21 protein-coding genes are annotated in these 20,384 nt (G+C 64.7%); 13 read left to right on the plus strand and 8 right to left on the minus strand.

Features of this window, described 5'->3' with window-relative positions:
* Positions 1 to 81: 81 nt before the first annotated feature.
* Both EHH60_RS06620 and EHH60_RS06625 read left to right on the plus strand, forming a co-directional pair.
* On the plus strand, positions 82 to 960 hold the full coding sequence (locus tag EHH60_RS06620; protein WP_124158659.1) for a CDP-alcohol phosphatidyltransferase family protein: 879 nt from the start codon (positions 82 to 84) through the stop codon (positions 958 to 960).
* A gap of 120 nt (positions 961 to 1,080) precedes the next feature.
* The gene (locus EHH60_RS06625; RefSeq protein ID WP_199751329.1) at positions 1,081 to 1,800 is read left to right on the plus strand and encodes an RraA family protein; all 720 of its coding nucleotides are present in this window, start codon (positions 1,081 to 1,083) and stop codon (positions 1,798 to 1,800) included.
* Positions 1,801 to 1,818: 18 nt separating this feature from the next.
* Here the strand turns inward: EHH60_RS06625 and EHH60_RS06630 are convergent, their stop codons facing one another.
* Positions 1,819 to 2,112 (minus strand): hypothetical protein, encoded by a 294-nt coding sequence (locus tag EHH60_RS06630; RefSeq protein ID WP_124158661.1) that lies wholly within the window; start codon positions 2,110 to 2,112, stop codon positions 1,819 to 1,821.
* 289 nt (positions 2,113 to 2,401) lie between these two features.
* Here EHH60_RS06630 and EHH60_RS06635 point away from each other — a divergent pair, with 289 nt between their 5' ends.
* From EHH60_RS06635 to EHH60_RS06665, 7 genes are all read left to right on the plus strand, one after another.
* Entirely contained in the window at positions 2,402 to 3,175 is a 774-nt protein-coding gene (locus tag EHH60_RS06635) for a motility protein A (protein WP_018645542.1), read from the plus strand.
* A 22-nt stretch (positions 3,176 to 3,197) separates the two neighbouring features.
* Positions 3,198 to 4,028 carry an OmpA/MotB family protein gene (locus EHH60_RS06640; RefSeq protein WP_124158662.1) on the plus strand — a complete coding sequence of 277 codons (831 nt, stop codon included), beginning with the start codon at positions 3,198 to 3,200 and terminating at the stop codon, positions 4,026 to 4,028.
* A 174-nt stretch (positions 4,029 to 4,202) separates the two neighbouring features.
* Positions 4,203 to 6,104, plus strand: a complete 1,902-nt coding sequence (locus tag EHH60_RS06645; RefSeq protein WP_124158663.1) for a potassium transporter Kup — start codon at positions 4,203 to 4,205, stop codon at positions 6,102 to 6,104.
* Positions 6,105 to 6,244: 140 nt separating this feature from the next.
* Positions 6,245 to 8,173: a potassium transporter Kup gene (locus EHH60_RS06650; RefSeq protein WP_124158664.1), complete on the plus strand. Its 1,929-nt coding sequence runs from the start codon at positions 6,245 to 6,247 to the stop codon at positions 8,171 to 8,173.
* A gap of 157 nt (positions 8,174 to 8,330) precedes the next feature.
* Positions 8,331 to 8,657 carry a rhodanese-like domain-containing protein gene (locus EHH60_RS06655; RefSeq protein ID WP_162500327.1) on the plus strand — a complete coding sequence of 109 codons (327 nt, stop codon included), beginning with the start codon at positions 8,331 to 8,333 and terminating at the stop codon, positions 8,655 to 8,657.
* Between the two features lie 7 nt (positions 8,658 to 8,664).
* Entirely contained in the window at positions 8,665 to 9,846 is a 1,182-nt protein-coding gene (locus tag EHH60_RS06660) for an aminotransferase (protein WP_124158666.1), read from the plus strand.
* Positions 9,847 to 9,853: 7 nt separating this feature from the next.
* The gene (locus EHH60_RS06665; RefSeq protein ID WP_124158667.1) at positions 9,854 to 10,960 is read left to right on the plus strand and encodes a polyamine ABC transporter substrate-binding protein; all 1,107 of its coding nucleotides are present in this window, start codon (positions 9,854 to 9,856) and stop codon (positions 10,958 to 10,960) included.
* Positions 10,961 to 10,984: 24 nt separating this feature from the next.
* On the opposite strand, the gene EHH60_RS06670 is transcribed toward EHH60_RS06665, so the two are convergent.
* From EHH60_RS06670 to EHH60_RS06695, 6 genes are all read right to left on the minus strand, one after another.
* A complete protein-coding gene (locus EHH60_RS06670; protein WP_124158668.1) occupies positions 10,985 to 11,917 on the minus strand; it encodes a lipid A biosynthesis lauroyl acyltransferase in 933 nt (310 codons plus the stop codon).
* Positions 11,918 to 11,925: 8 nt separating this feature from the next.
* Positions 11,926 to 13,203 (minus strand): beta-ketoacyl-ACP synthase, encoded by a 1,278-nt coding sequence (locus EHH60_RS06675; RefSeq protein WP_124158669.1) that lies wholly within the window; start codon positions 13,201 to 13,203, stop codon positions 11,926 to 11,928.
* Positions 13,204 to 13,225: 22 nt separating this feature from the next.
* The gene (locus tag EHH60_RS06680; protein ID WP_124158670.1) at positions 13,226 to 14,431 is read right to left on the minus strand and encodes a beta-ketoacyl-ACP synthase; all 1,206 of its coding nucleotides are present in this window, start codon (positions 14,429 to 14,431) and stop codon (positions 13,226 to 13,228) included.
* Positions 14,428 to 14,898 (minus strand): 3-hydroxyacyl-ACP dehydratase FabZ family protein, encoded by a 471-nt coding sequence (locus EHH60_RS06685; RefSeq protein WP_124158671.1) that lies wholly within the window; start codon positions 14,896 to 14,898, stop codon positions 14,428 to 14,430. Before EHH60_RS06685 ends, EHH60_RS06680 begins: the two co-directional genes overlap by 4 nt.
* Before the next feature lie 10 nt (positions 14,899 to 14,908).
* Positions 14,909 to 15,196: an acyl carrier protein gene (locus tag EHH60_RS06690; protein WP_007592476.1), complete on the minus strand. Its 288-nt coding sequence runs from the start codon at positions 15,194 to 15,196 to the stop codon at positions 14,909 to 14,911.
* Between the two features lie 234 nt (positions 15,197 to 15,430).
* Complete coding sequence (locus EHH60_RS06695; RefSeq protein WP_124158672.1) at positions 15,431 to 15,772, minus strand: hypothetical protein; 342 nt, start codon at positions 15,770 to 15,772, stop codon at positions 15,431 to 15,433.
* A 319-nt stretch (positions 15,773 to 16,091) separates the two neighbouring features.
* Here EHH60_RS06695 and EHH60_RS06700 point away from each other — a divergent pair, with 319 nt between their 5' ends.
* The 4 genes from EHH60_RS06700 (at position 16,092) to EHH60_RS06705 (ending at position 19,876) form a co-directional block, all read left to right on the plus strand.
* On the plus strand, positions 16,092 to 16,715 hold the full coding sequence (locus EHH60_RS06700; RefSeq protein ID WP_124158673.1) for a ParB-like protein: 624 nt from the start codon (positions 16,092 to 16,094) through the stop codon (positions 16,713 to 16,715).
* Positions 16,716 to 16,854: 139 nt separating this feature from the next.
* On the plus strand, positions 16,855 to 16,998 hold the full coding sequence (locus EHH60_RS37440; protein ID WP_199751330.1) for a hypothetical protein: 144 nt from the start codon (positions 16,855 to 16,857) through the stop codon (positions 16,996 to 16,998).
* Positions 16,999 to 17,147: 149 nt separating this feature from the next.
* Positions 17,148 to 17,315, plus strand: coding sequence for a hypothetical protein (locus EHH60_RS37445; protein ID WP_199751331.1), 168 nt, complete (start codon positions 17,148 to 17,150; stop codon positions 17,313 to 17,315).
* Positions 17,312 to 19,876 carry a cation-translocating P-type ATPase gene (locus EHH60_RS06705; RefSeq protein ID WP_124158674.1) on the plus strand — a complete coding sequence of 855 codons (2,565 nt, stop codon included), beginning with the start codon at positions 17,312 to 17,314 and terminating at the stop codon, positions 19,874 to 19,876. The genes EHH60_RS37445 and EHH60_RS06705 overlap by 4 nt, the downstream gene beginning before the upstream one ends.
* On the opposite strand, the gene EHH60_RS06710 is transcribed toward EHH60_RS06705, so the two are convergent.
* Complete coding sequence (locus EHH60_RS06710) at positions 19,873 to 20,376, minus strand: MgtC/SapB family protein (protein ID WP_124158675.1); 504 nt, start codon at positions 20,374 to 20,376, stop codon at positions 19,873 to 19,875. The two genes, EHH60_RS06705 and EHH60_RS06710, sit on opposite strands and share 4 nt — an antisense overlap.
* Positions 20,377 to 20,384 lie beyond the last annotated feature (8 nt).

The following is a 20,384-nucleotide window of genomic DNA, read 5'->3' on the forward strand; positions in this document are numbered from 1 at the left end:
ATAGTCGGTCTTGCAGGCGTTCCGCCGCAATGGCGGAGGACGGCCCGGCTTGCTATATCTCGCTTGAGATAAGGACAAGCCATGACGCCCTACGACTTCAAGGACCCCGACGTCCGCCGCCGCCGGTTCCGGCCGATCCCGGTGCGGATGCTGGTGCCCAACGTCATCACGCTGCTGGCGATCTGCGCCGGCCTGACCTCGATCCGCCTGTCAATCGAAGGGCGGATGTCGCTCGCCGTCTACGCCATCGTGTTCGCAGCCGCGCTCGACGGCATCGACGGCCGTATCGCGCGCATGATCAAGGGCCAGTCCAAGTTCGGCGCCGAGCTCGACAGCCTCGCCGACTTCGTCAATTTCGGCGTGGCGCCCGGCCTGATGCTGTATTTCTGGCAGCTGCACGAGCTCGGTAATGCCGGCTGGATCGCCGCGATGGTGTTCGCGATCTCCGGCGGCCTGCGGCTCGCGCGCTTCAACGCCACCATGGACGATCCGAACAAGCCGGCCTTCGCCGCCAATTTCTTCACCGGCGTGCCGGCGCCCGCCGGCGCGATCACGGTGCTGCTGCCGATCTACATCGCCTTCCTCGATCTCGGCCGCACCCCTGCGGCGGTGACGGCGGCCTACACGCTTCTGATCGCGTTCCTCATGGTGTCGCGCCTGCCGGTGTTCTCCGGCAAGACCAAGCGCATGCGCGTGCCGCCGGAGCTGGTGCTGCCGGCTTTCGTCGCTGTCATCGTCTTCATCGCGCTTCTGATCGCCTATCCCTGGCATGTGCTGTCGATCGGCACGGTGCTGTATCTTCTCGCCTTGCCGCTCGGCTACAAATCCTATCGCGACCAGGCACGCGCGATGGCAGTCACTGCGCCTGCGGGTGGAGAGGTCACGTCGCCGCCTTCGGCGCCGACGCTGGCCAATTTGTCGGAGCCGCAAGACGACGATCGGCCCGGACGATTGCATTGAACGGCGACACGCGGATATCTGTCATGAGGACCCCCGAGTTGGGTTGAGGCCCGATCTCGGCTATATCGCCCTGTGACGGCGGCATCGCGTCAATCAGCCGCCAATCTGGGAGAGAACGCCGTGACCAATTCCGCGACCGGGCCGCTGCCCGCTTCCGTCCTCGATGCGCTGGGCCGCTACGACACGCCGACGATCTGCAATGCGATGGAGATCGTGGCCCCCGAGCGGCGACTGATCGGCTACACCACCAAGCAACTGGTCTGTCCGTTTCCCGACCTGCCGCCGATCGTCGGCTATGCCCGCACGGTTACGATCCGCTCGGTGTTGAAATCGTCGCTCCCGGCCGAGGAACAGTCGAAGCGTCGCATCGACTATTACGAATATGTCGGCACCGGCCATGGCCCGCGCATCTCGGTGATCCAGGACATCGACGGTCCTGATGTCGGCTACGGTGCATTCTGGGGCGAGGTGCAGAGCAACGTGCACAAGGCGCTCGGCTGCCTCGGCGTCATCACCGACGGCTCGATCCGCGACATCCCGCAATGGGCCCCGGGCTTCCAGGCGCTGGCCGGCTCGATCGGCCCGTCGCACGCCTGGGTGCATGCGGAAAGCTTTGGCGGCGAAGTGCGCGTCGCCGGCATGACCGTGAAGTCCGATGATCTGATCCACGCCGACCGGCATGGTGCCATCGTGATCCCGCTCGACGTCGCCGCAAAGCTGCCCGAAGCAGCCGAACTCTGCGGCCGCCGCGAGACGCCGATCCTGGAGATCGCCCGCAGCCCCGACTTCTCGCTGGAGAAGCTCAAGGCCGCGCTGAAGCGCTCGGCGGAGATTCACTAGGCGCGCGATTGAAAGACCTTACGGCCGCGATGCCGGCCGTGGGTCGCCTTGTTCCGTCAGAAACAGGACCGCTTGATCCGGCTCGGCGAACACTGCGGCGGCGCATCCGATCAGGGTGAAGCCGCCGGCAAGGTCCCATAGCGTGATACCCTCCGCATTGACCGGGAGTTGGATCAAACGCGCTGCCATCACCGCGAGGGCGGCCTCGGCAAAGAGCACGAGGCTGAAGGCCGGCAGGACGAGTTCCGGCTCCAGCAGATGGAGCGCCAGCACGGCGGGCAGGGCGGTGAGAAGACCGAACAGCGTCAACATCGCGATGGCTCCCGCGATCGAGCATGCCGCAGCCCACAGGATGATACTGCATCGTCGCCCGTCTCGAATGTGGCGCAGGGCCGCAGTCATGGTTAGCAAAGCGTTGAGATTCCTGACTGCAGTCGGCAAAGTCGGCTGCATTTCGGCGCGATGCGCCGGTCTGGCGCGCCGGCTCAACTTAACCTTTACGCGGCTTTAAGGGCGGCGCTCTAGGGTTTCCGATGCGGTTCGGGGTTGGGCCGCGCCAGCGGCCAGGACGGCCGTTGTTGCGTACGCGTTGGAGTATCCCATGGATATCATGACGGGCGTTGGGCTCACGGCCGGCATCATCGTCATCACCGCGATGATATTCATGGGCGGCGATCTCCACATGTTCATCTCCGAACATGCGATGATCATCATCTTCGGCGGCTCGATCTCCGCCACCATGATCCGCTTTCCGCTCTCGGCGCTCCTGCACGGCCTTCCGCTCGGCGCCAAGTTCGCCTTCACCATGAGCCGGCTGTCGGCGCACGACCTCGTCGACGAACTCGCCCGCATTGCCGAGATCGCGCGCAAGCAGGGCCCGGTCGGCCTCGAAAAGGTGGAGACCGACGAGCCGTTCCTCGCCAAGGGCATCCGCTACGTTGCCGACGGTTACGACCTCGACTTCATCCGCGACAATCTCGAGCGCGACCGCGACAACTTCCTGATGCACCTCGACGAGGGCAGCAAGATCTACCGCGCCATCGGCGACTGCGCCCCGGCCTTCGGCATGATCGGCACCCTGATCGGCATGGTGCAGATGTTCGCCAACATGACTGACCCTTCCAAGCTCGGCCCGTTCATGGCGACCGCGCTGCTCGCAACGCTTTACGGCGCGCTGGTCGCGAACCTGTTCTGCCTGCCGATCGCCGACAAGCTGCACGGCAAGCTGCTCGACGAGGAGACCAACCGCACCCTGATCATCGACGGCATCCTGATGATCCGGGACTCCAAGAGCCCGACGCTCGTGCGCGAAATGCTGCTCGCCTACCTGCCGGAGAAGCATCGTCACGCCGAGGGCGAACCGGTGCCGGCGTAAGCCCGCCCGCCGGATTTGAGAAATGGCCAAGAAGAAACGCGGCGATGCGCATGGCGGCGGTCACGGCTGGTTCGTGACCTTCGCCGACCTCATGGGCTTGATGATGAGCTTCTTCGTCATGCTCGTGGCGTTCTCGACGCAGGACGCCAACAAGCTGAAGATCGTCGCTGGCTCGATGCGCGACGCCTTCGGCGTTCAGAGCGAAGCGCGCTACTCCGGCATCGTCGAGTCCGACGGCCTGCCGACGCGCCCGCGGCTGAAGAACGTCGATCACATCCAGCCTGAAGACGCCTCCAACACGCCGACCCCGGACCAGGAGGACCGCGACAAGACGTCGGGGGCGAAGATCAAGGTCGACCGCAATTTCGCGCTGGCCGCCGCCTCGCTGCGCCAGGCGCTGCAGGACATGCCGGAACTGACCGAGATGTCCAAGCACATCATGTTCGAGGAGACCAAGCAGGGCCTCAACCTGGAGATCGTCGACCAGGACGGCCGCTCGATGTTCGCCGATGGTTCCAAGGTGCCCTATGACCGTACCCGGCGACTGATCGAGAAGCTCGCGATCCCGCTCAAGGCCACGCCGCTCCGCGTGTCCATCGCCGGCCATACCGCGGCAGGATTCGTACCGACCCGCAGCGACTACGGCGCCTTCGATCTGTCGGCCGACCGCGCCAACGCCGTGCGCCAGATCCTCGAACGCGAAGGCCTGCCGCCGTCGCATGTTTTCGCCGTCTCGGGCAAGGCGGATACCCAGCCGCTGTTTCCGGACGATCCCTCGCTTGCGGCCAACCGTCGGGTGACCATCACCCTGATGCGTGAAGATCCACCGCTGCCGCCGAATCTGAAGCCGTAACCCCCCTTGCGTTACCGTTTTACCTGAGGCATGTCGTCGCGCTGACGATGAACGTTGCTGCGACGTCACAGCTTCTGTTCCGGCGACTGCTATGGTGCTGGGCCGATTGACAGGGGCGCCGGAAGCGTCAAAAGGCGCCGGATCGAATTCAGGGACGAAGCGTTTCTCACCCCCATGACGGCGAGCATCACATCGACCGAGACTCAGGACGGGCAGCCGGTCACATCAGGCTTTTGGGCCCTTACGCTCGGGAGCATCGGCGTCGTCTTCGGGGATATCGGCACTTCGCCGCTCTATGCATTCCACGAGGCCGTCAAGGGCGCGGCTCATGGCGAGCCGGTCTCGCGGGTCATCGTGCTCGGCGTGCTCTCGTTGATTCTGTGGGCGCTCCTGATCGTCGTCACCGCCAAATACGTCCTGCTGCTGCTGCGCGCCGACAACAACGGGGAGGGCGGCACGCTCTCGCTGATGGCGCTCGGCCAGCGCGCGCTCGGGCGGCGAAGCTGGGTTCTGCTCGCGCTCGGCGTGGTGGGCGCCTCCATGTTCATCGGCGATTCCATGATCACGCCGGCGATCTCGGTGCTATCGGCGGTCGAAGGCCTGAAGCTCGCAACCCCCGCGCTCGAGCACTATGTCGTGCCGCTCACCGTCCTCATTCTGGTGTTGCTGTTCGCGGTCCAGAGCAAGGGGACCGCATTGGTCGCCTCAGCCTTCGGGCCGGTGATGGTGGTCTGGTTCACCGTTCTCGCCGTGATGGGGGCCGTCCACATCGCCGACGACCCCACGGTGCTGGCGGCCATCAATCCCTATTACGCAGTGCAGTTCGTGCTGTCGCATGGCGTAATCGGCCTTGTGACCCTCGGCGCCGTGTTCCTGGCGGTGACGGGCGGTGAGGCGCTTTATGCCGATCTCGGCCATTTCGGCCGTAAGCCGATCCAGTCGGCCTGGATGTTCTTCGTGCTGCCGGCGCTCCTGATCAACTATTTCGGGCAGGGTGCGCTGGTGCTGTCCGATCCCAGCGCGATCGAGCACTCCTTCTATCGCATGGTGCCCGAGAGCCTGGTGTTGCCGCTGGTCGGACTTGCGACTGCCGCAACCGTGATCGCGAGCCAGGCGGTGATCACGGGCGCCTATTCGCTGATCCATCAGGCCGTGCAGCTCGGTCTGTTGCCTCGCTTCGAGGTGCGCTACACCTCCGAATCCCATGCCGGCCAGATCTATCTGCCGCGCGTCAACCGCCTGCTGCTGATCGGCGTGATGCTGCTGGTGCTGTTGTTCCACACTCCCAGCAATCTGGCCTCGGCCTACGGCATTGCGGTCTCCACCACCATGGTCGCCGACGGCATCATGGGCTTCGTCGTGATCTGGAAGTTGTGGAACTGGCGGGCAGCGACGGCCGCGGCGGTGATCGTCCCCTTGGTCATCGTCGATTTGAGCTTCTTCAGCGCCAACCTGCTCAAGCTCCTCGATGGCGCCTGGGTGCCGCTGCTGTTCGGCGTCGTCATGGCGGGGACGATCTGGACCTGGCGCAAGGGCTCCGGAATTCTGATCCAAAAGACCCGCCGGATCGAGGTGCCGCTGGACGATCTGATCCGGAGCCTGGAGAAGCGGCCGCCGCACATCGTCAAGGGCACTGCGGTGTTCCTGACCAGCGATCCGGCTTTCGTGCCGACCGCGCTGCTGCACAATCTCAAGCACAACAAGGTGCTGCACGAGCACAACGTGATTCTGACCATCGAGACAGCGCAGACGCCTCGGGTCGACCTGTCGGAGCGGTTCAGGATGGAGAAGATCAGCGACAAGTTCTCCAAGGTCCGCTTGCGCTTCGGCTACATGGAGCAGCCGAACGTCCCCAAGGCGCTCGCAATCGCGCGCAAGCAGGGCTGGCAGTTCGACATCATGTCGACCTCGTTCTTCGTGTCGCGAAGGTCGCTGAAAGCCTCCGCACAATCGGGCATGCCGCTGTGGCAGGACCATTTGTTCATCGCCCTGAGCCGGTCGGCCAACGATGCCACCGACTATTTCCAGATTCCCACAGGGCGAGTGGTTGAAGTCGGAACCCAAGTCACTATTTGAACGCAACCGGCCAACCCATGCAAAATTAGCATGGCTATGGTCTGGAATCGGCCTAGGCCATGCCGGTAGCGCAAGCCTATAAGCCGCGCGCTCCTCCGCCGTTATGCCGTGAAGCATTGTAGAGGCCATTGGGCTCTTCCATGACCAGTGACGTAGCAGTTCCCGCCCCGGAGACGGCGGCGGCCAGCGGACATGGCGAGGCCCATACCACAGCCGGTTTCGGCGCGCTGACGCTCGGCAGTATCGGTGTCGTCTATGGCGATATCGGCACCAGCCCGCTCTACGCGTTCCGCGAGGCGGTGATGGCGGCCTCGGGCGCAGAGGGCCTGCCGACCCCTGCGGCTGTGCTCGGCGTACTCTCCCTGATCCTGTGGGCGCTCATCATCGTGGTGACGCTCAAATACGTCGTGATCCTGCTGCGCGCCGACAACAATGGCGAGGGCGGCACACTGGCCCTGATGGCGCTGGCCCAGCGGGCGGTTGGCAACGGCGGGGCGAGCATCGTCCTGCTCGGCATCATTTCCGGCGCCCTGTTCTACGGCGATGCCGTGATCACTCCGGCACTCTCGGTGCTGTCGGCGATCGAAGGCATGAAGGACGTCACCCTCAAGTTCGAGCCTTACATCGTTCCGCTGACCGTGGTGATCCTGGTCGCTCTGTTCGCCGTGCAATCCCGCGGCACCGCTCGCGTTGCCGCCTTCTTCGGTCCGATCATGTGCGTCTGGTTCGCAGTCCTCGCTGCGGTGGCGATCCATCCGATCATCCAGCAGCCCCAGGTGCTGCTTGCGCTGAACCCGCTCTATGCCGTGTCCTTCATGTTCCACCACGGCATCATCGGCTTCGTGACGCTGGGCGCGGTGTTCCTGGCCGTGACCGGCGCCGAGGCGCTCTATGCCGACCTCGGCCATTTCGGCAAGCGGCCGATCCAGTTCGCCTGGCTCTCTATCGTGCTGCCCTCGCTGGCACTGAACTATCTGGGGCAGGGGGCGCTCGTCCTCAGCGACCCCGGCGCGATCGTGAGCCCGTTCTTTCAGCTCTTCCCGCAAGGTCTTATCCGCGGCTGCATGGTCGTGCTCGCCACGATGGCGACCGTCATTGCAAGCCAGGCGGTCATCACCGGCGCCTATTCGCTGACGCGCCAGGCGATCCAGCTCGGCTTGCTGCCGCGCTTCGAAATTCGCCATACTTCTGAAGCCCATTCCGGCCAGATCTTCATCCCGCGCATCAACCAGTTGCTGCTGGTCGCGGTGGTGCTGCTGGTGCTCATGTTCCGCTCCTCCAGTGCCCTGGCCTCGGCCTATGGCATCTCGGTCACCGGCACCATGGTGGTTACGGCCATGATGGGCTTTGTCGTGATCTGGAAGGTCTGGCGATGGTCGCCATTCGCCGCCGCCGCTCTCATTGCGCCGTTCCTGTTCCTCGACCTGACCTTTCTCTCCGCCAACCTGCTCAAGGTGTTCGAGGGCGGCTGGGTACCGCTGGCGCTCGGCGCCCTCATGATCATCCTGATGTGCACGTGGCGGCGTGGCAGCCGGCTCTTGTTCGAGAAGTCGCGCAAGCTCGAGTTTCCGCTCGCCGACCTCGTGGCCATGCTGGAGAAGCGGCCACCCCAGCGCGTGCCGGGCACCGCTGTATTCCTGACCTCGGACCCAATGAGCGCGCCCACCGCGCTGATGCATAGTCTGAAGCACTACAAGGTGCTGCACGAGAAGAACGTCATTCTCACCATCGAGACCGCGCGGACTCCGCGGATCGATCTGGCGGACCGCGTGAGGCTGGAGCAGATCAGCTCGACCTTCTCCAAGGTGACGCTGAAGTTCGGCTTCATGGAATCGCCCAACGTGCCGAAGGCGCTGGCGATCGCCCGCAAGCTGGGCTGGCAGTTCGACATCATGTCGACCTCGTTCTTCCTGTCGCGCCGGGCGCTGAAGCCCGCCGTCCATTCCGGCATGCCGCGGTGGCAGGACCGGTTGTTCATCTCGCTCAGCCGCTCCGCCAACGACGCCACCGACTATTTCCAGATCCCCTCCGGCCGCGTGGTCGAGGTCGGCACGCAGGTGACGATCTAGGGCCGGGATTCGAAGCGGACTTCAAGTCGCTGCGATTTAGCTTTAACTTGCGCCATGGGGCTCAAGCCTTTGTAGCGCTTGATTTTCATCTCCCGAGAGGCGAGGTTGCCGCCCGCCGGGATCGCCCCGGCTGCGGCTGCCGACGTTGGAGGATGATGTGGCAAATCAAGTACAGGATCTGACCCCGGACGAGGTCTCCAAGGGTGTCGCGGAAGGGCGCTATCTGCTGGTCGACGTTCGCGAACCGAACGAGGTTCAGGCCGAGGCCTACCCTTACGGCGTCGTGGTGCCGCTCTCGACCTTCGATCCCAAGGCGATCCCCGATCCGGCCGGCAAGGAGGTCGTGTTCGCCTGCCGCTCGGGCAAGCGTTCGGTGACGGCCTCGCTGGCGGCACAGGCGGCGGGCCTGCCTTACGACAAGCATCTGGCCGGCGGCATGCTGGGCTGGAAGGCGGCGGGGCTTCCCAGCAAGGTCGGTGGCTAACCGCGCAATGACGACCAAGAGCTCTTCGCTGAACAAGGTCTTCGCCGACCTTCCCGTCACCATCTTCGAGGCGATGTCGCAGGCCGCCCGCGACAACAATGCCATCAATCTCGGCCAGGGCTTTCCCGACGATCCCGGCCCCGAGGACATCCGGCGCGCCGCGGCCGAGGCCTCGCTGAACGGCTACAACCAGTACCCGTCGATGATGGGCTTGCCGGAGCTGCGCCAGGCGATCGCGACCCATTACGCCCACTGGCACGGCCTCAAGCTCGATCCGATGAGCGAAGTGATGGTCACCTCCGGCGGCACCGAGGCGCTGACCTCGGCGATCCTCGCGGTGGTCCAGCCCGGCGACGAGGTTGTCTGCTTCCAGCCGGTCTATGACTCGTACTTGCCGATCATCCGCCAGGCCGGCGGCATTCCGCGCCTGGTGCGTCTGGAGCCGCCGCACTGGCGGCTGAATGAGGACATGCTGAAAAGCGTGTTCAATTCAAAGACCAAGGCGGTGCTGTTCAACAATCCCCTGAATCCGTCTGCGGTGGTGTATCCGCGCGAGGACCTCGAGCTGCTGGCGCGCTACTGCCAGGAGTTCGACGTCATCGCGATCTGCGACGAGGTCTGGGAGCACGTCACCTTCGACGAGCACAAGCACATCCCGCTCATCACCATTCCCGGCATGCGCGAGCGCACGATCAAGGTCGGCTCGGCCGGCAAGATCTTCTCGCTGACCGGCTGGAAGATCGGCTTCGTCTGCGCTGCACCGCCCTTGCTGCGTGTCGCTGCCAAGGTGCACCAATTCCTGACCTTCACCACTGCACCGAACCTGCAGGCCGCCGTCGCCTACGGCCTCGGCAAGTCCGACGACTATTTCCTGTCGATGCGCAGGGATCTGACGCGGAGCAGGGACCGCCTGACCAGGGGGCTGGAGAGCCTCGGCTTCCCTGTGCTGAAGTCGCAAGGCACCTACTTCCTCACCGTCGACCTGTCGCCGCTCGGGCTGAACGAGAGCGACACGGAGTTCTGCTGGCGCATCGTGAAGGACTACAAGGTGGCGGCGATCCCGGTCTCGGCCTTCTACGAGCAGGACCCGGTAACCTCCGTGGTGCGCTTCTGCTTCGCCAAGAAGGACGAGACGCTCGACACCGCGCTGGAGCGGCTGTCGGACGCGGTGCGCGGGCGCAAGAGGTAGAAACGAGATGATCAACGTCGGCTGCCCCAGGCTTGGTTTCGCGATCGCCGCGGCACTGACGTTGCTCTCCGCTCCCGCCGGGGCCGAGGAGCGCGTCGTCAACTTCTACAACTGGTCCAACTACATGGCGCCTGATGTCTTGGCTGCCTTCACCAAGGAGACCGGCATCAAGGTGGTCTACGACACCTTCGATGCCAACGAGACGCTGGAGACGCGGCTGATGGCCGGCAAGTCCGGCTATGATGTCGTGGTGCCCACAGCCTACTTCCTGCAACGCCAGATCAAGGCCAACATCTTCCAGAAGCTCGACAAGTCGAAGCTGCCGAACCTCGCCAACGCCTGGCCGATGGTGACCAAGCATCTGGCGACCTACGATCCCGGCAATGACTACGCCGCCAACTACATGTGGGGCACGACGGGCATCGGCTACAACATCGCCAAGGTGAAGCAGATCCTCGGGGCTGACGCGAAGATCGACAGCTGGGACATCGTCTTCAAGCCGGAGAACCTCGCCAAATTCAAAGACTGCGGCGTGCACATGCTCGATTCCGCCGACGACATCTTTCCGGCGGCGCTGAACTATCTCGGGCTCGATCCGAACTCGACCAAGCAGGCGGACCTGGAGAAGGCCGCCGATGCCGTGGCGAAAGTCCGTCCCTTCGTGCGCAAGTTCCACTCGTCCGAATATCTCAGCGCGCTCGCGACCGGCGAGATCTGCTTCGTGGTCGGCTGGTCCGGCGACATCATGCAGGCCCGCGCTCGCGCTGCGGAAGCCAAAAGCGGCATCGAGATCGGCTACGCCATCCCGAAGGAAGGCGCGCAGATGTTCTTCGACAATCTCGCGATCCCCGCCGACGCCAAGAACGTCAATGAAGCCTACGAGCTGATCAACTACCTCTATCGCCCGGACGTCGCCGCCAAGAACTCGGACTTCCTGTCCTACGCGAGCGGCAATCTCGCCAGCCAGAAGCTGGTCGACCCAAAAATCCTGAACGACAAGAACATCTATCCGGACGAGGCGACGCTCGCAAAACTGTTCGTCATCACGGCGCGCGAGCCGGCGACGCAGCGGATCATCAACCGGCTCTGGACCAAGGTGAAGACGGGGCGGTAGAGAAGGCACCCGTCGGGCGGCGAGCTACCGCCACCTTCTATGCAGCCACAGCCACTGCTCCGGATGCTCGCGCACCCAGCTTTCCACCACGTTGGTGATCGCCTGCGTCGTGGCCTGGATGTCGATCCTGCCATCGGCATCGCGCACCGGCTTGACCTCTTCGGTGAGCTCGCCGCGGAAGCGGCCGTCGGGCAGGCGGATGATGCGCACGCCGTGGATCGGGCATTCGACCTGGCGCAAGAGGCGCGCCAGCATCGGATTGGCGCGGGTCTTGCGGCCGAAGAACGTGACCTCGACGCCGGCCGTCAGATACTGGTCGATCAGCATCGCGACATGCTTGCCGTCCTTCAGCGCCTGCGCGAGCCGCAGCGGCGCGTCGCGGCCCGCCGGGATCAGCGTGCCCATGTTGACCTGGCGCATCTCCTGGATGATGCGATCGGCCGAGGCGATGTTCGGCCGGCGATAGAGAATCGCGGTATCCAGTCCATGGGCGACGGCGGCGAGCGCGGGCAATTCCCAGTTCGCAAGATGCGCGGCGAAGATCAGCGCCGGCTTGCCGTCGTCGCGGATCTGGTCGAACAGCTCGATGCTGCGCGGGGAAATCTCGATTCGACTCTTCTCCGGGGCATCGCGCTCGTAATTCCAGACCTGGTCGATATGGGCGAACTCGGCGCCGACGCGGCCGAGATTGTCCCAGACGCCCATCAGGATCCGGTCGATCTCCTCTCGTGATTTCTCGGGGAAGGCGGCGGCGAGATTGGCGCGGCCGATGCGGTGCTCGCGCAGCCGCGGCCCGATCAGCTTGACGGCACGCGCGAAGAAGTCCGAGGTCTTGACCGGATCGAAGTGGCGCGTGGTGCGCAGCATCGCGACCGTCGCTGCGCCGATCAGGCTTCCGCCGAGCGATTTGGCAGCCTCCCGCGCGCGGGCCTTCATGCTCGCAGGAAGCAGCGCCATGCGTCCGGTCAGGCCGGTTCGCGGGTCAGGATCAGCGAGGCGTTCTGGCCGCCGAAGCCGAACGAATTCGACATCACCGCAGTGACGCGGGCGTCGCGCGCCTTGTTGCCGACGACGTTGAACAGGATCGCGGGATCGGGGTTGTCGTAGTTGATCGTCGGCGGAATGCGCTGATGCTCGAGCGTCAGCAGCGAGAAGATCGCCTCCACCCCGCCGGCGGCCGAGATGGTGTGGCCGACCATCGACTTGTTGGAGGTGACCGGAATCTTCTGCGCGAGATCGCCGAACACGGCCGATGTCGTGTTGAACTCCATCTTGTCGTTTTCGGGTGTCGAGGTGCCGTGCGCGTTGATGTGGTCGATCTGGTCCGGCGTCATGCCGGCGTCTGCCAGCGTCTTGTTCATGCAGCCGATGATCGGCTTGCCGTCGGGCGAGGAGCGGGTGCGATGGAAGGAATCGGTGAGCTCGCCGCATCCGGCGATCACGCCGAGGATTTTCGCGCCGCGCGCAGTCGCCGCCTCGTAGCTTTCGAGCACCAGTGCGCCGGCGCCTTCGGCCATCACAAACCCGTCGCGGTTCTTGGAGAAGGGACGGGAGGCCGCCTGCGGCGGATCGTTCTGGGTCGACAGCGCCGAAAGCAGCGAGAAGCGCACCAGCGCTTCCGGGTTCACGGTGCCGTCGGTCGCGACGCACAGCGCGGCATCAGTCTCGCCGCGGCGGATCGCCTCGACGCCGAGCTGGATCGAGGTCGCACCCGAGGCGCAGGCCGTGGACAGCGAGATCGGCGAACCCTTGGTGCCGAACGTCTCGGCGAGAGATGCGGCGACCGAGCCGAACATGAAGCGATGATGGTAGGCGCTGTATTTGCCGCCGCCGGAAATGCGCAGCAAATCGTCGTAGTTGATGTCGAGCTGGCCGACGGCGCGACCCAGTTCGCGCCGCTGCGGCCATTCGACCTCGACCGGCGCAACGGCAAGGAAAAGGGGACCCGGGAAATCGGCCTTGGCGCCGATGCCAGCCTGCTCCAGCGCCTCCTGCGTCGCGATTTCGGCCATCCGTTCGGACAGGGCGGTGGAGGAGAACGGATCGACGCTGACGAAATCGACCGTGCCCGCCATCGTGGTTTTCAGGCCGTCGATCGGAAAGCGCGTGATGGTGCGGATGCCGGATTCGCCGGCGACGAGCTTCGCCCAATTGTCGGTCTTGCCGGCCCCGAGCGACGTCAAGATGCCCATGCCGGTGACGACGACGACGGGGCGCCCGAATTTGTCGCGTGCTGCAGTCATGTCGATCCCCCGCTTGAACTAACTAAACTGCCTCGACCAGCGCCATGCCTTCGCCGCGCCAGTGTCCAGCTCCCACCACCACAATCTGGGTGGGCGCCCCCTGCATTTCAATCTCGGTGCCGGTCGAATCGTTCGGCGGGAACAGCGCACCACGCGAGATCGACAGCGCCGCGAGCGCAATTCCGAGCGGGAATTGCGTCTCCATGGCGTGGCCGAACACCGTGCCGGTCGAGCGCACCGGAAAGTCGGCATGGCTCTTGAGGAAGCCGCGCTCTTCCGAGGTCGCGGGCTCCGCACCGGTCGCTCCGGTGATGATAGCGCCCTTGCCCTCGCGCTTCGGCAGCTTGGCCCACAGCTTCTCCAGTGTCGCGGCCATGTCGCCGGGCCGCTTGCGCTTGGCGAGGTCTGCGACGACGCTCGACAATTTTGCGAACGGCTTTGCGCCGCGCGCTTCCGCATGCGCCTTGGATTCCAGAACCAGGAAGGCGCCGGCGGAGCCGAGCGCGAAGCCGGCGTGGTCCTTGCGCGCCCATACGGGAGCGAACTTGTCCTTGAGGTTGAAGTCGCCGAATTCGTAGAGGACCAACAGGTCCTTGCGCTCGCCATTATGCGAGCCGCCGACCAGCGCGATGTCGCTTTCGCCCGAGGCGATGCGCGCAAGCGCAATGCGGGCGGCATCGGCGCCGGCGACCTCTTCGCCCATGAAAGTGCGCGAAGTGCCTCCCAGGCCGTGCACGATGGCGATGTTGCCGGCGAGCAGGTTGGAGAGCTGGGCCAAAAACAGCGTCGGCCTGAGATCGCTCATCAACCGCTCGTTGAGGAAGCCGGGCGCGTTGGCGCCCTTGGCTTCAGCCGTCAGCACGCCGCTGTCGACGTTGAGATCGCGCTCTCCGCCGCCGGCGGCGACGACCATGTCGATCTTCGACAGGATGTCCTTGTTGCCCTTGATCCCGGCGGAATCGAGCGCAAGACCGGCGGCATAGGTGCCGATGCGCTGCCAGGCTTCCATCTGGCGCTGGTCGCCCTTCTTCGGGATCTGGCTATCGAAGGCAACAGGCATCAGCGGATGCACGATGTAGGGCGCAAAGCCCTTCTCGTCGACATTGATGCGCTTCTCCTGAAGCGCGGCCCAGTTGGCGTCCAGCCCCTCGCCGAGCGAGGTGGCCAACCCAATGCCGGTGATCCAGACCTCGGTCTGGCCAGGCTTCGAAGCGGGAGTGTCAGTCATGTCGATACGGCCTGTTGCGGAAATCCGACGCGCTTGGCGATCGCGTCCATGTGCGAGCGCATATCCGCATTGGGGAAGGGGATCAGCGTGAAGGTGAGCGCCGAATTGGCGCGCAGCTTGCCGCCGACTCTGATCTTGGCCTCGGTCATCGCATAGCCGGAGCCTTCATGGCTGAGGCGCGCCTCGATGCTCATGAGATCGCCGGGGAAGACCGAGCCGCGCACCTTGGCCTCCTTCACGGCGGCCAGGATCGGCATGCGCTCGAACTTGAACACGCCGAGCTGAAGCCAGCCCGAGGCCTGCGCCATCGATTCGATCAGGAGCACGCCGGGCATCAGGGGATAGCCGGGGAAGTGCCCCTCGAAGATGGTGCTTTCCTTCGGGACTTGCGCTTCGACGACGATCGTCTTCTCGTCGACCTTGAGGTCGACGACGCGGTCGATCATGTGGAAGTATTCGAGTTGCATGACTGCGCCCTTAGGCGCTCGCGCCCTTGGCCGCAACCAGTTCGTCGATGCGGGCGCAGAGGTTCTTCAGCACGAAATACTGCTCGGTAGTCGCCTTGCCGTCGTTGACCTCTTGAGTCCACTTCTCAAGCGGCAGCTTGATGCCGAACTGCTTGTCGATCGCGAACGCGATGTCCAGAAAATCGAGGCTGTCGATGCCGAGGTCATCGATGGCATGGCTATCCGGCGTGATCGTGTCGCGCGGGATGTCGCAGGTTTCAGCGATGATCGTAGCGACCTGATCGAATGTGGAAGACATCACTAAGCCTTTGATATATTGCGGGTATTTGTCAGATTGTCCAGAGTGGCACGGTGGGTGGGCATCGCGCCCCGAATGACGCCCTCAAACCCCCCTCTGGCCGGGTCGAAAGCCCGTATATCGGAGCGCCGCCCCGAGTTCAATGGAGCCGGGCAGGCCAAGGGGATCGCAAAGGAACAGGCTGGGGATGCCCGCCGGGACCCTTGCGCCGCGCGGCCAGCGGGCGGACCGGTCCTAAATATGCGGAGTCGTGATCTTGACGCAGTCGCGGCGGCCCATCAGCACGCAATCCTGGGTCCGGCGCAGGTCGGCGATGCTGACCGCGAGCCAGATCCCGATCGCGGTCAGCGCGATGGTGAAGGCCAGCGCCGCGATGTTGGCAAGCATGCGCTGGCGGAAATTGTCGGGTTCGGCGCGGGGCTGCTCATAGCGCGACAGGTCCAGCCGTTCGGGCGCGACGCGCAACGGTTGTACGGTGCCGCTGCCGCGCTGGACCGCCGGGGAAGGCGAGGTGCGCGGCCTGAACTGGAGCACCCGGTGCTCGTCATCCGAGCTTATGGGCCGCTGGTTGTTCATGGGGCGGGGATCACTCCGAAGCAGCGATTTAGATAGCATACGTGACGAAGGCGTTGCAGAAAATCTTCTCAATGCTCGCGTGCATTTGTGCGTTTGCACTATTTGTGCATGGGCCGGTGCGGAGCCGTCCCGGAACCGGCCGTCGCGGCCGTGGTACGCAGGTTGCGCCGCAAAGACAGGGATAGCAACAGCCACGGAGTTCGCCCTTCGTCCCGCCGGTATCGACTTGTGATCTCCGCGTCCTTTCCGAACGCATTTTGTCGCCGCGAGGCCCATGGCATAGTCGCGGGAACCGGGACCATTCGAGGACCTACCGATCATGACCAATACGCGCGAGCCGCGAGTGCATCCTGTCCCGATCCTGTCGCTCCGGCCGACGCAGATGACGGTGGGCATGCGCGAGGTCAAGGAGAAGCGCAAGCGCTGGCGCGAGCACGACGAGAAGAAGCAGGCTGATCTGCTCGGCAAGCACATGATCCCCGTCATCTACGGCCCCGATTCGCGCTACTACGTGATCGATCATCATCATCTCGGCCGCGCGCTGCACGATGAAGGCGTCAAGGAGGTGTTGGTGACCATCGTCGGCGACCTCAGGATGGTCGAGCGCGAGGCCTTCTGGGGCGTCATGGACAACAAGCGCTGGGTCTATCCTTACGACGCCAAGGGAGAGCGGCGATCGTTCCGCGACCTGCCGAAATCGGTCGCCGACCTCAAGGACGATCCGTTTCGCAGCCTTGCCGGCGAATTGCGCCGCATAGGCGGCTTCGCCAAGGACACCACGCCGTTCTCCGAATTTCTGTGGGCCGATTTCCTGCGCCGACAGGTCTCGCGCAAGGTGGTGGAGTCCGATTTCGACAGGGCGATCGAGAAGGCGATGGCCGCGGCCAGAAGCAAGAATGCCATCTATCTGCCCGGCTGGTGCGGTCCGGCGGACGATGATTAGGGCGGTGGTGCCGTCCGGTACCGCCAACCGCACCACATCACGGTCGCTTGAGCGAAATCACTTTCCCGTCTCCATGAAGCGGTCCTGAAACAGGGCCACCCCATCTCTTGGGGCTATCGAGCTCACACAGGAGGCCGGAATGCGCCGTCTGGTTCTTGCCATTCCCTTGCTCGCCGTCGCCTCAGCAGGGATCTCGGCATCGTTTGCCGCAGTTCACCACGCCAAGACATTGTCATTTGCCGATCGTTTTGCCCCGGCGCTCGAGCTGATGACAAAACGCTAGCGGCCGGGCGGCGCGGACACGCTTGATCTTCCGCAAATTTGCGGCGGCGGCCGGCGGCTATGGTCCGTCCGCATGATTGCCGAAGCAGCGTTGCGTCCCGATGTCGAGGGCGACGTGGGCTCAAGGTCATGCTGACTAGAGACATGGCCATGAGCATCATCTTTCGCATTCTCTTCGTTATCGCCGGCGCGGTCACCGCGCTGTTCGTTGCGCGCGATGCCCTGAACTTCACGATCATCCAGACCTTCGTTGCGATTCTGCTCGTGACCGCTATTCTGGGCGTTGGAAGTCTCTGGAGCCTGCGGCGGAAGACGTGAGCGAGGCAGAACGCGGCAGTTCGGCCGGTCTGAGTGAAGCCGGGGCCCGGCTGAGGCTGCAACAGGAAGGTTACAACGAGCTACCTCGGCCCGAACGGCGTACTCCGCTGCGCATCGTCTTCGAGGTGCTGCGCGAGCCGATGCTCGCGCTCCTCCTGTGCGGCGGGTTGGTCTACCTCCTGCTCGGCGATCTCCGCGAGGCACTGCTTCTCCTCGCCTTCGGCGCCATCTCCATTGTGATCACCATCGTGCAGGAGGCACGCACCGAACGCGTGCTGGAAGCATTGCGAGAGCTGACCAGTCCGCGAGCGCTCGTGGTCAGGGACGGGGAACGCCGGCGGATCGCAGGCCGCGACGTCGTCCGTGGCGATCTCCTCGTTCTTTCCGAAGGCGACCGGGTTGCGGCAGATGCAGTGCTCACCAGTGCGCAAGATCTGGCGGTCGACGAGTCCCTGCTGACCGGAGAGTCGGTCCCGGTTCGCAAGCAGCCCGTCAAGATGCCGGCCGCGGAATCGGCCTTGGCCGATCATCGCCCGGGCGGCGATGACCAGCCCTTCGTATATTCGGGTTCACTCGTCGTGCGAGGCGAGGGCCTGGCCGTGGTCGAGGCCACCGGCCCTCGCAGCGAGATCGGGAAGATCGGACTGTCGCTGCATGGCTTGCAGCCGGAACCGCCGCGGCTGCAGCAGCAGACCGCACGACTCGTACGGCTTTGCCTCCTCGGCGGCGTGGCGATCAGCCTCGCCGCTGTCCTGCTTTACGGAATGTTGCGCGGAGATTGGCTGCAAGCGTTGCTCGGAGGCATTGCAATCGGCATGTCGATGCTTCCCGAGGAGTTTGCCGTCGTCTTGACGGTGTTCATGGCCATGGGTGCCTGGCGCATCTCCAAGGCGCGCGTGCTGACGCGGCGCGCCGCAGCGATCGAGGTGCTCGGCTCGGCGACGGTGCTGTGTACCGACAAGACCGGCACCTTGACGCAGAACCGGATGTCGGTTGCGGAGCTGAGGTTGCGCGACGGCGCATGCGTGCGCCCTGCGTCCGCGCAGCCCGGTCCTGTGGGAGCAGAGTTCCTCGAACTGGCGCGTTGCAGCGTTCTGGCAAGCTCGCCAGAACCGTTCGATCCGATGGAGAAGGCCCTACACGCATTCTTGCATGCAGGTCTCCCGCAGGAGGGCGAGGCTGCGGACGCTCGGACCTTGATACGCAGCTATGGCCTGCGCCCCGAGCTGCTGGCCATGACCCAGGTCTGGCGATCGTCGCATCAGCAGGGTCTCCTAGCGGCGGCGAAAGGCGCCCCCGAGGCGATCGCGCATCTTTGTAAGCTGGATGGAGCGGATCAGGAGGCAATGCGGGACACGGTCGCGGCGATGGCGAAGGACGGTCTTCGCGTGCTGGGCGTGGCCGCCGCAACGTTCGACGGCGAGGACCTGCCGCCGTCCCAGGAAGGCTTCGCCTTTCGGTTCGTCGGTCTGGTGGGATTGGCCGACCCGCTTCGTCCGGGCGTTCCCGAGGCGGTGGCTGAATGCCGTTCGGCCGGCATTCGCGTCGTCATGATCACGGGCGACTATCCGGCCACCGCCATGGCGATCGCCGGGCAGGCGGGGCTCCACGTCAACGGGGTCGTGACCGGTGAGCAAATCAAGCTCGCGGACGACGGCGAGCTCGACGTGCTCGTCAGCAAGGTGAACATCTTCGCGCGGGTTCTGCCGGAGCAGAAGCTGCGGATCGTTCAGGCGATGAAGCGCAGCGGCGAGATAGTTGCGATGACCGGCGACGGCGTCAACGACGCACCGTCCCTGAAGGCCGCCCATATCGGGATCGCGATGGGTGGCCGGGGCACCGACGTCGCTCGCGAGGCCTCCTCGATCGTCCTGCTCGACGACGATTTCGGCTCCATCGTCGCAGCCATCCGCCTTGGACGCCGGATCTATGACAATCTGCGCAAGGCGATGGCCTTCATTTTCGCCGTCCACGTTCCGATCGCGGGGCTTGCCCTGCTTCCCCTGGTCTTCGGGCTGCCTCTGGTTCTCGGTCCCGTCCATATCGCATTTCTGGAACTCATCATCGATCCCGTCTGCTCGCTGGTGTTCGAAGCCGAGCGCGAGGAGCGCGATGTCATGGCGCGCCCGCCGCGGCGCGCCGATGCAGAGCTGTTCTCGTGGGCCTTGGTGGGCTGGAGCGTCCTGCAGGGCGTCATGGCATTTGGTTTGATCGCCGTGATCTTCGTCGTGGCGCTTCGTTCAGGCGTTCCGGCGGACGAGGCGCGCGCGCTCGCATTCATTGCGCTCGTCGTTTGTATCGTGGCGCTGGTCCTGGTCAACCGGTCCTTCAGCGCATCCTTCCTGTCGGCCTTCTTCCGTCCGAACCCGGCATTGCTCTGGATATTCCTGTCGATCGCGCTCGTTCTCGCCACAGCCCTGTTCTGGCCGCCGGCGTCCAGTCTCTTTCGTTTCGGTCCCGTGCACCTGGACGAACTCATGATCCCGCTCGGCGGCGGATTGCTGGTGATCACGGTGCTCGAATTGCTGAAGCCGATATGGGGCCAGCGGCTTCGGTTCTAGCCGCTATGCCGGGGAGCCGTAGGTGGCGCGGACTCCGGCCGGTGCGGATCCTCCTTGCCGCCGAGGGCGCGATGCAGCCAGCGCTCGATGCGGCGGCCGATCGTGAGCAGCACGAAGGCGACAGCCAGCGCGACCAGGACGATCTTCCATTGTCCGGCGCCGCAGGCAATGCCGAGACAGGCGGCGAGAAAGGTGCAGGCCGCGCTGGTGAGGCCCCGCACGCGAAAGCCGTCGCTCTCGTGGACGATGACGCCGGCACCGAGGAAGCCGATGCCGGTCAGGATGCCCTGGATCACGCGGCTCGCCGCATCGGTCATCCTGCCGGGCTCGGCGAACTGGACCGCGAGCAGCACGACGGTTGCCGTTGAGAGCCCTACGATGCCGAGCGTCTTCAGGCCGATCGGCTTGCCATGCAGGTCGCGATTGAGGCCGAGCGCGCCGCCGGCGAGCGTCGCCGCGCCGAGGCGAAGCAGGATTTCGGGCCAGTCCAGCTCGGTCATGTCTTGCC

It is taken from the genome of Bradyrhizobium sp. RP6 (genome assembly GCF_003837805.1).
Taxonomy (GTDB): domain Bacteria; phylum Pseudomonadota; class Alphaproteobacteria; order Rhizobiales; family Xanthobacteraceae; genus Bradyrhizobium.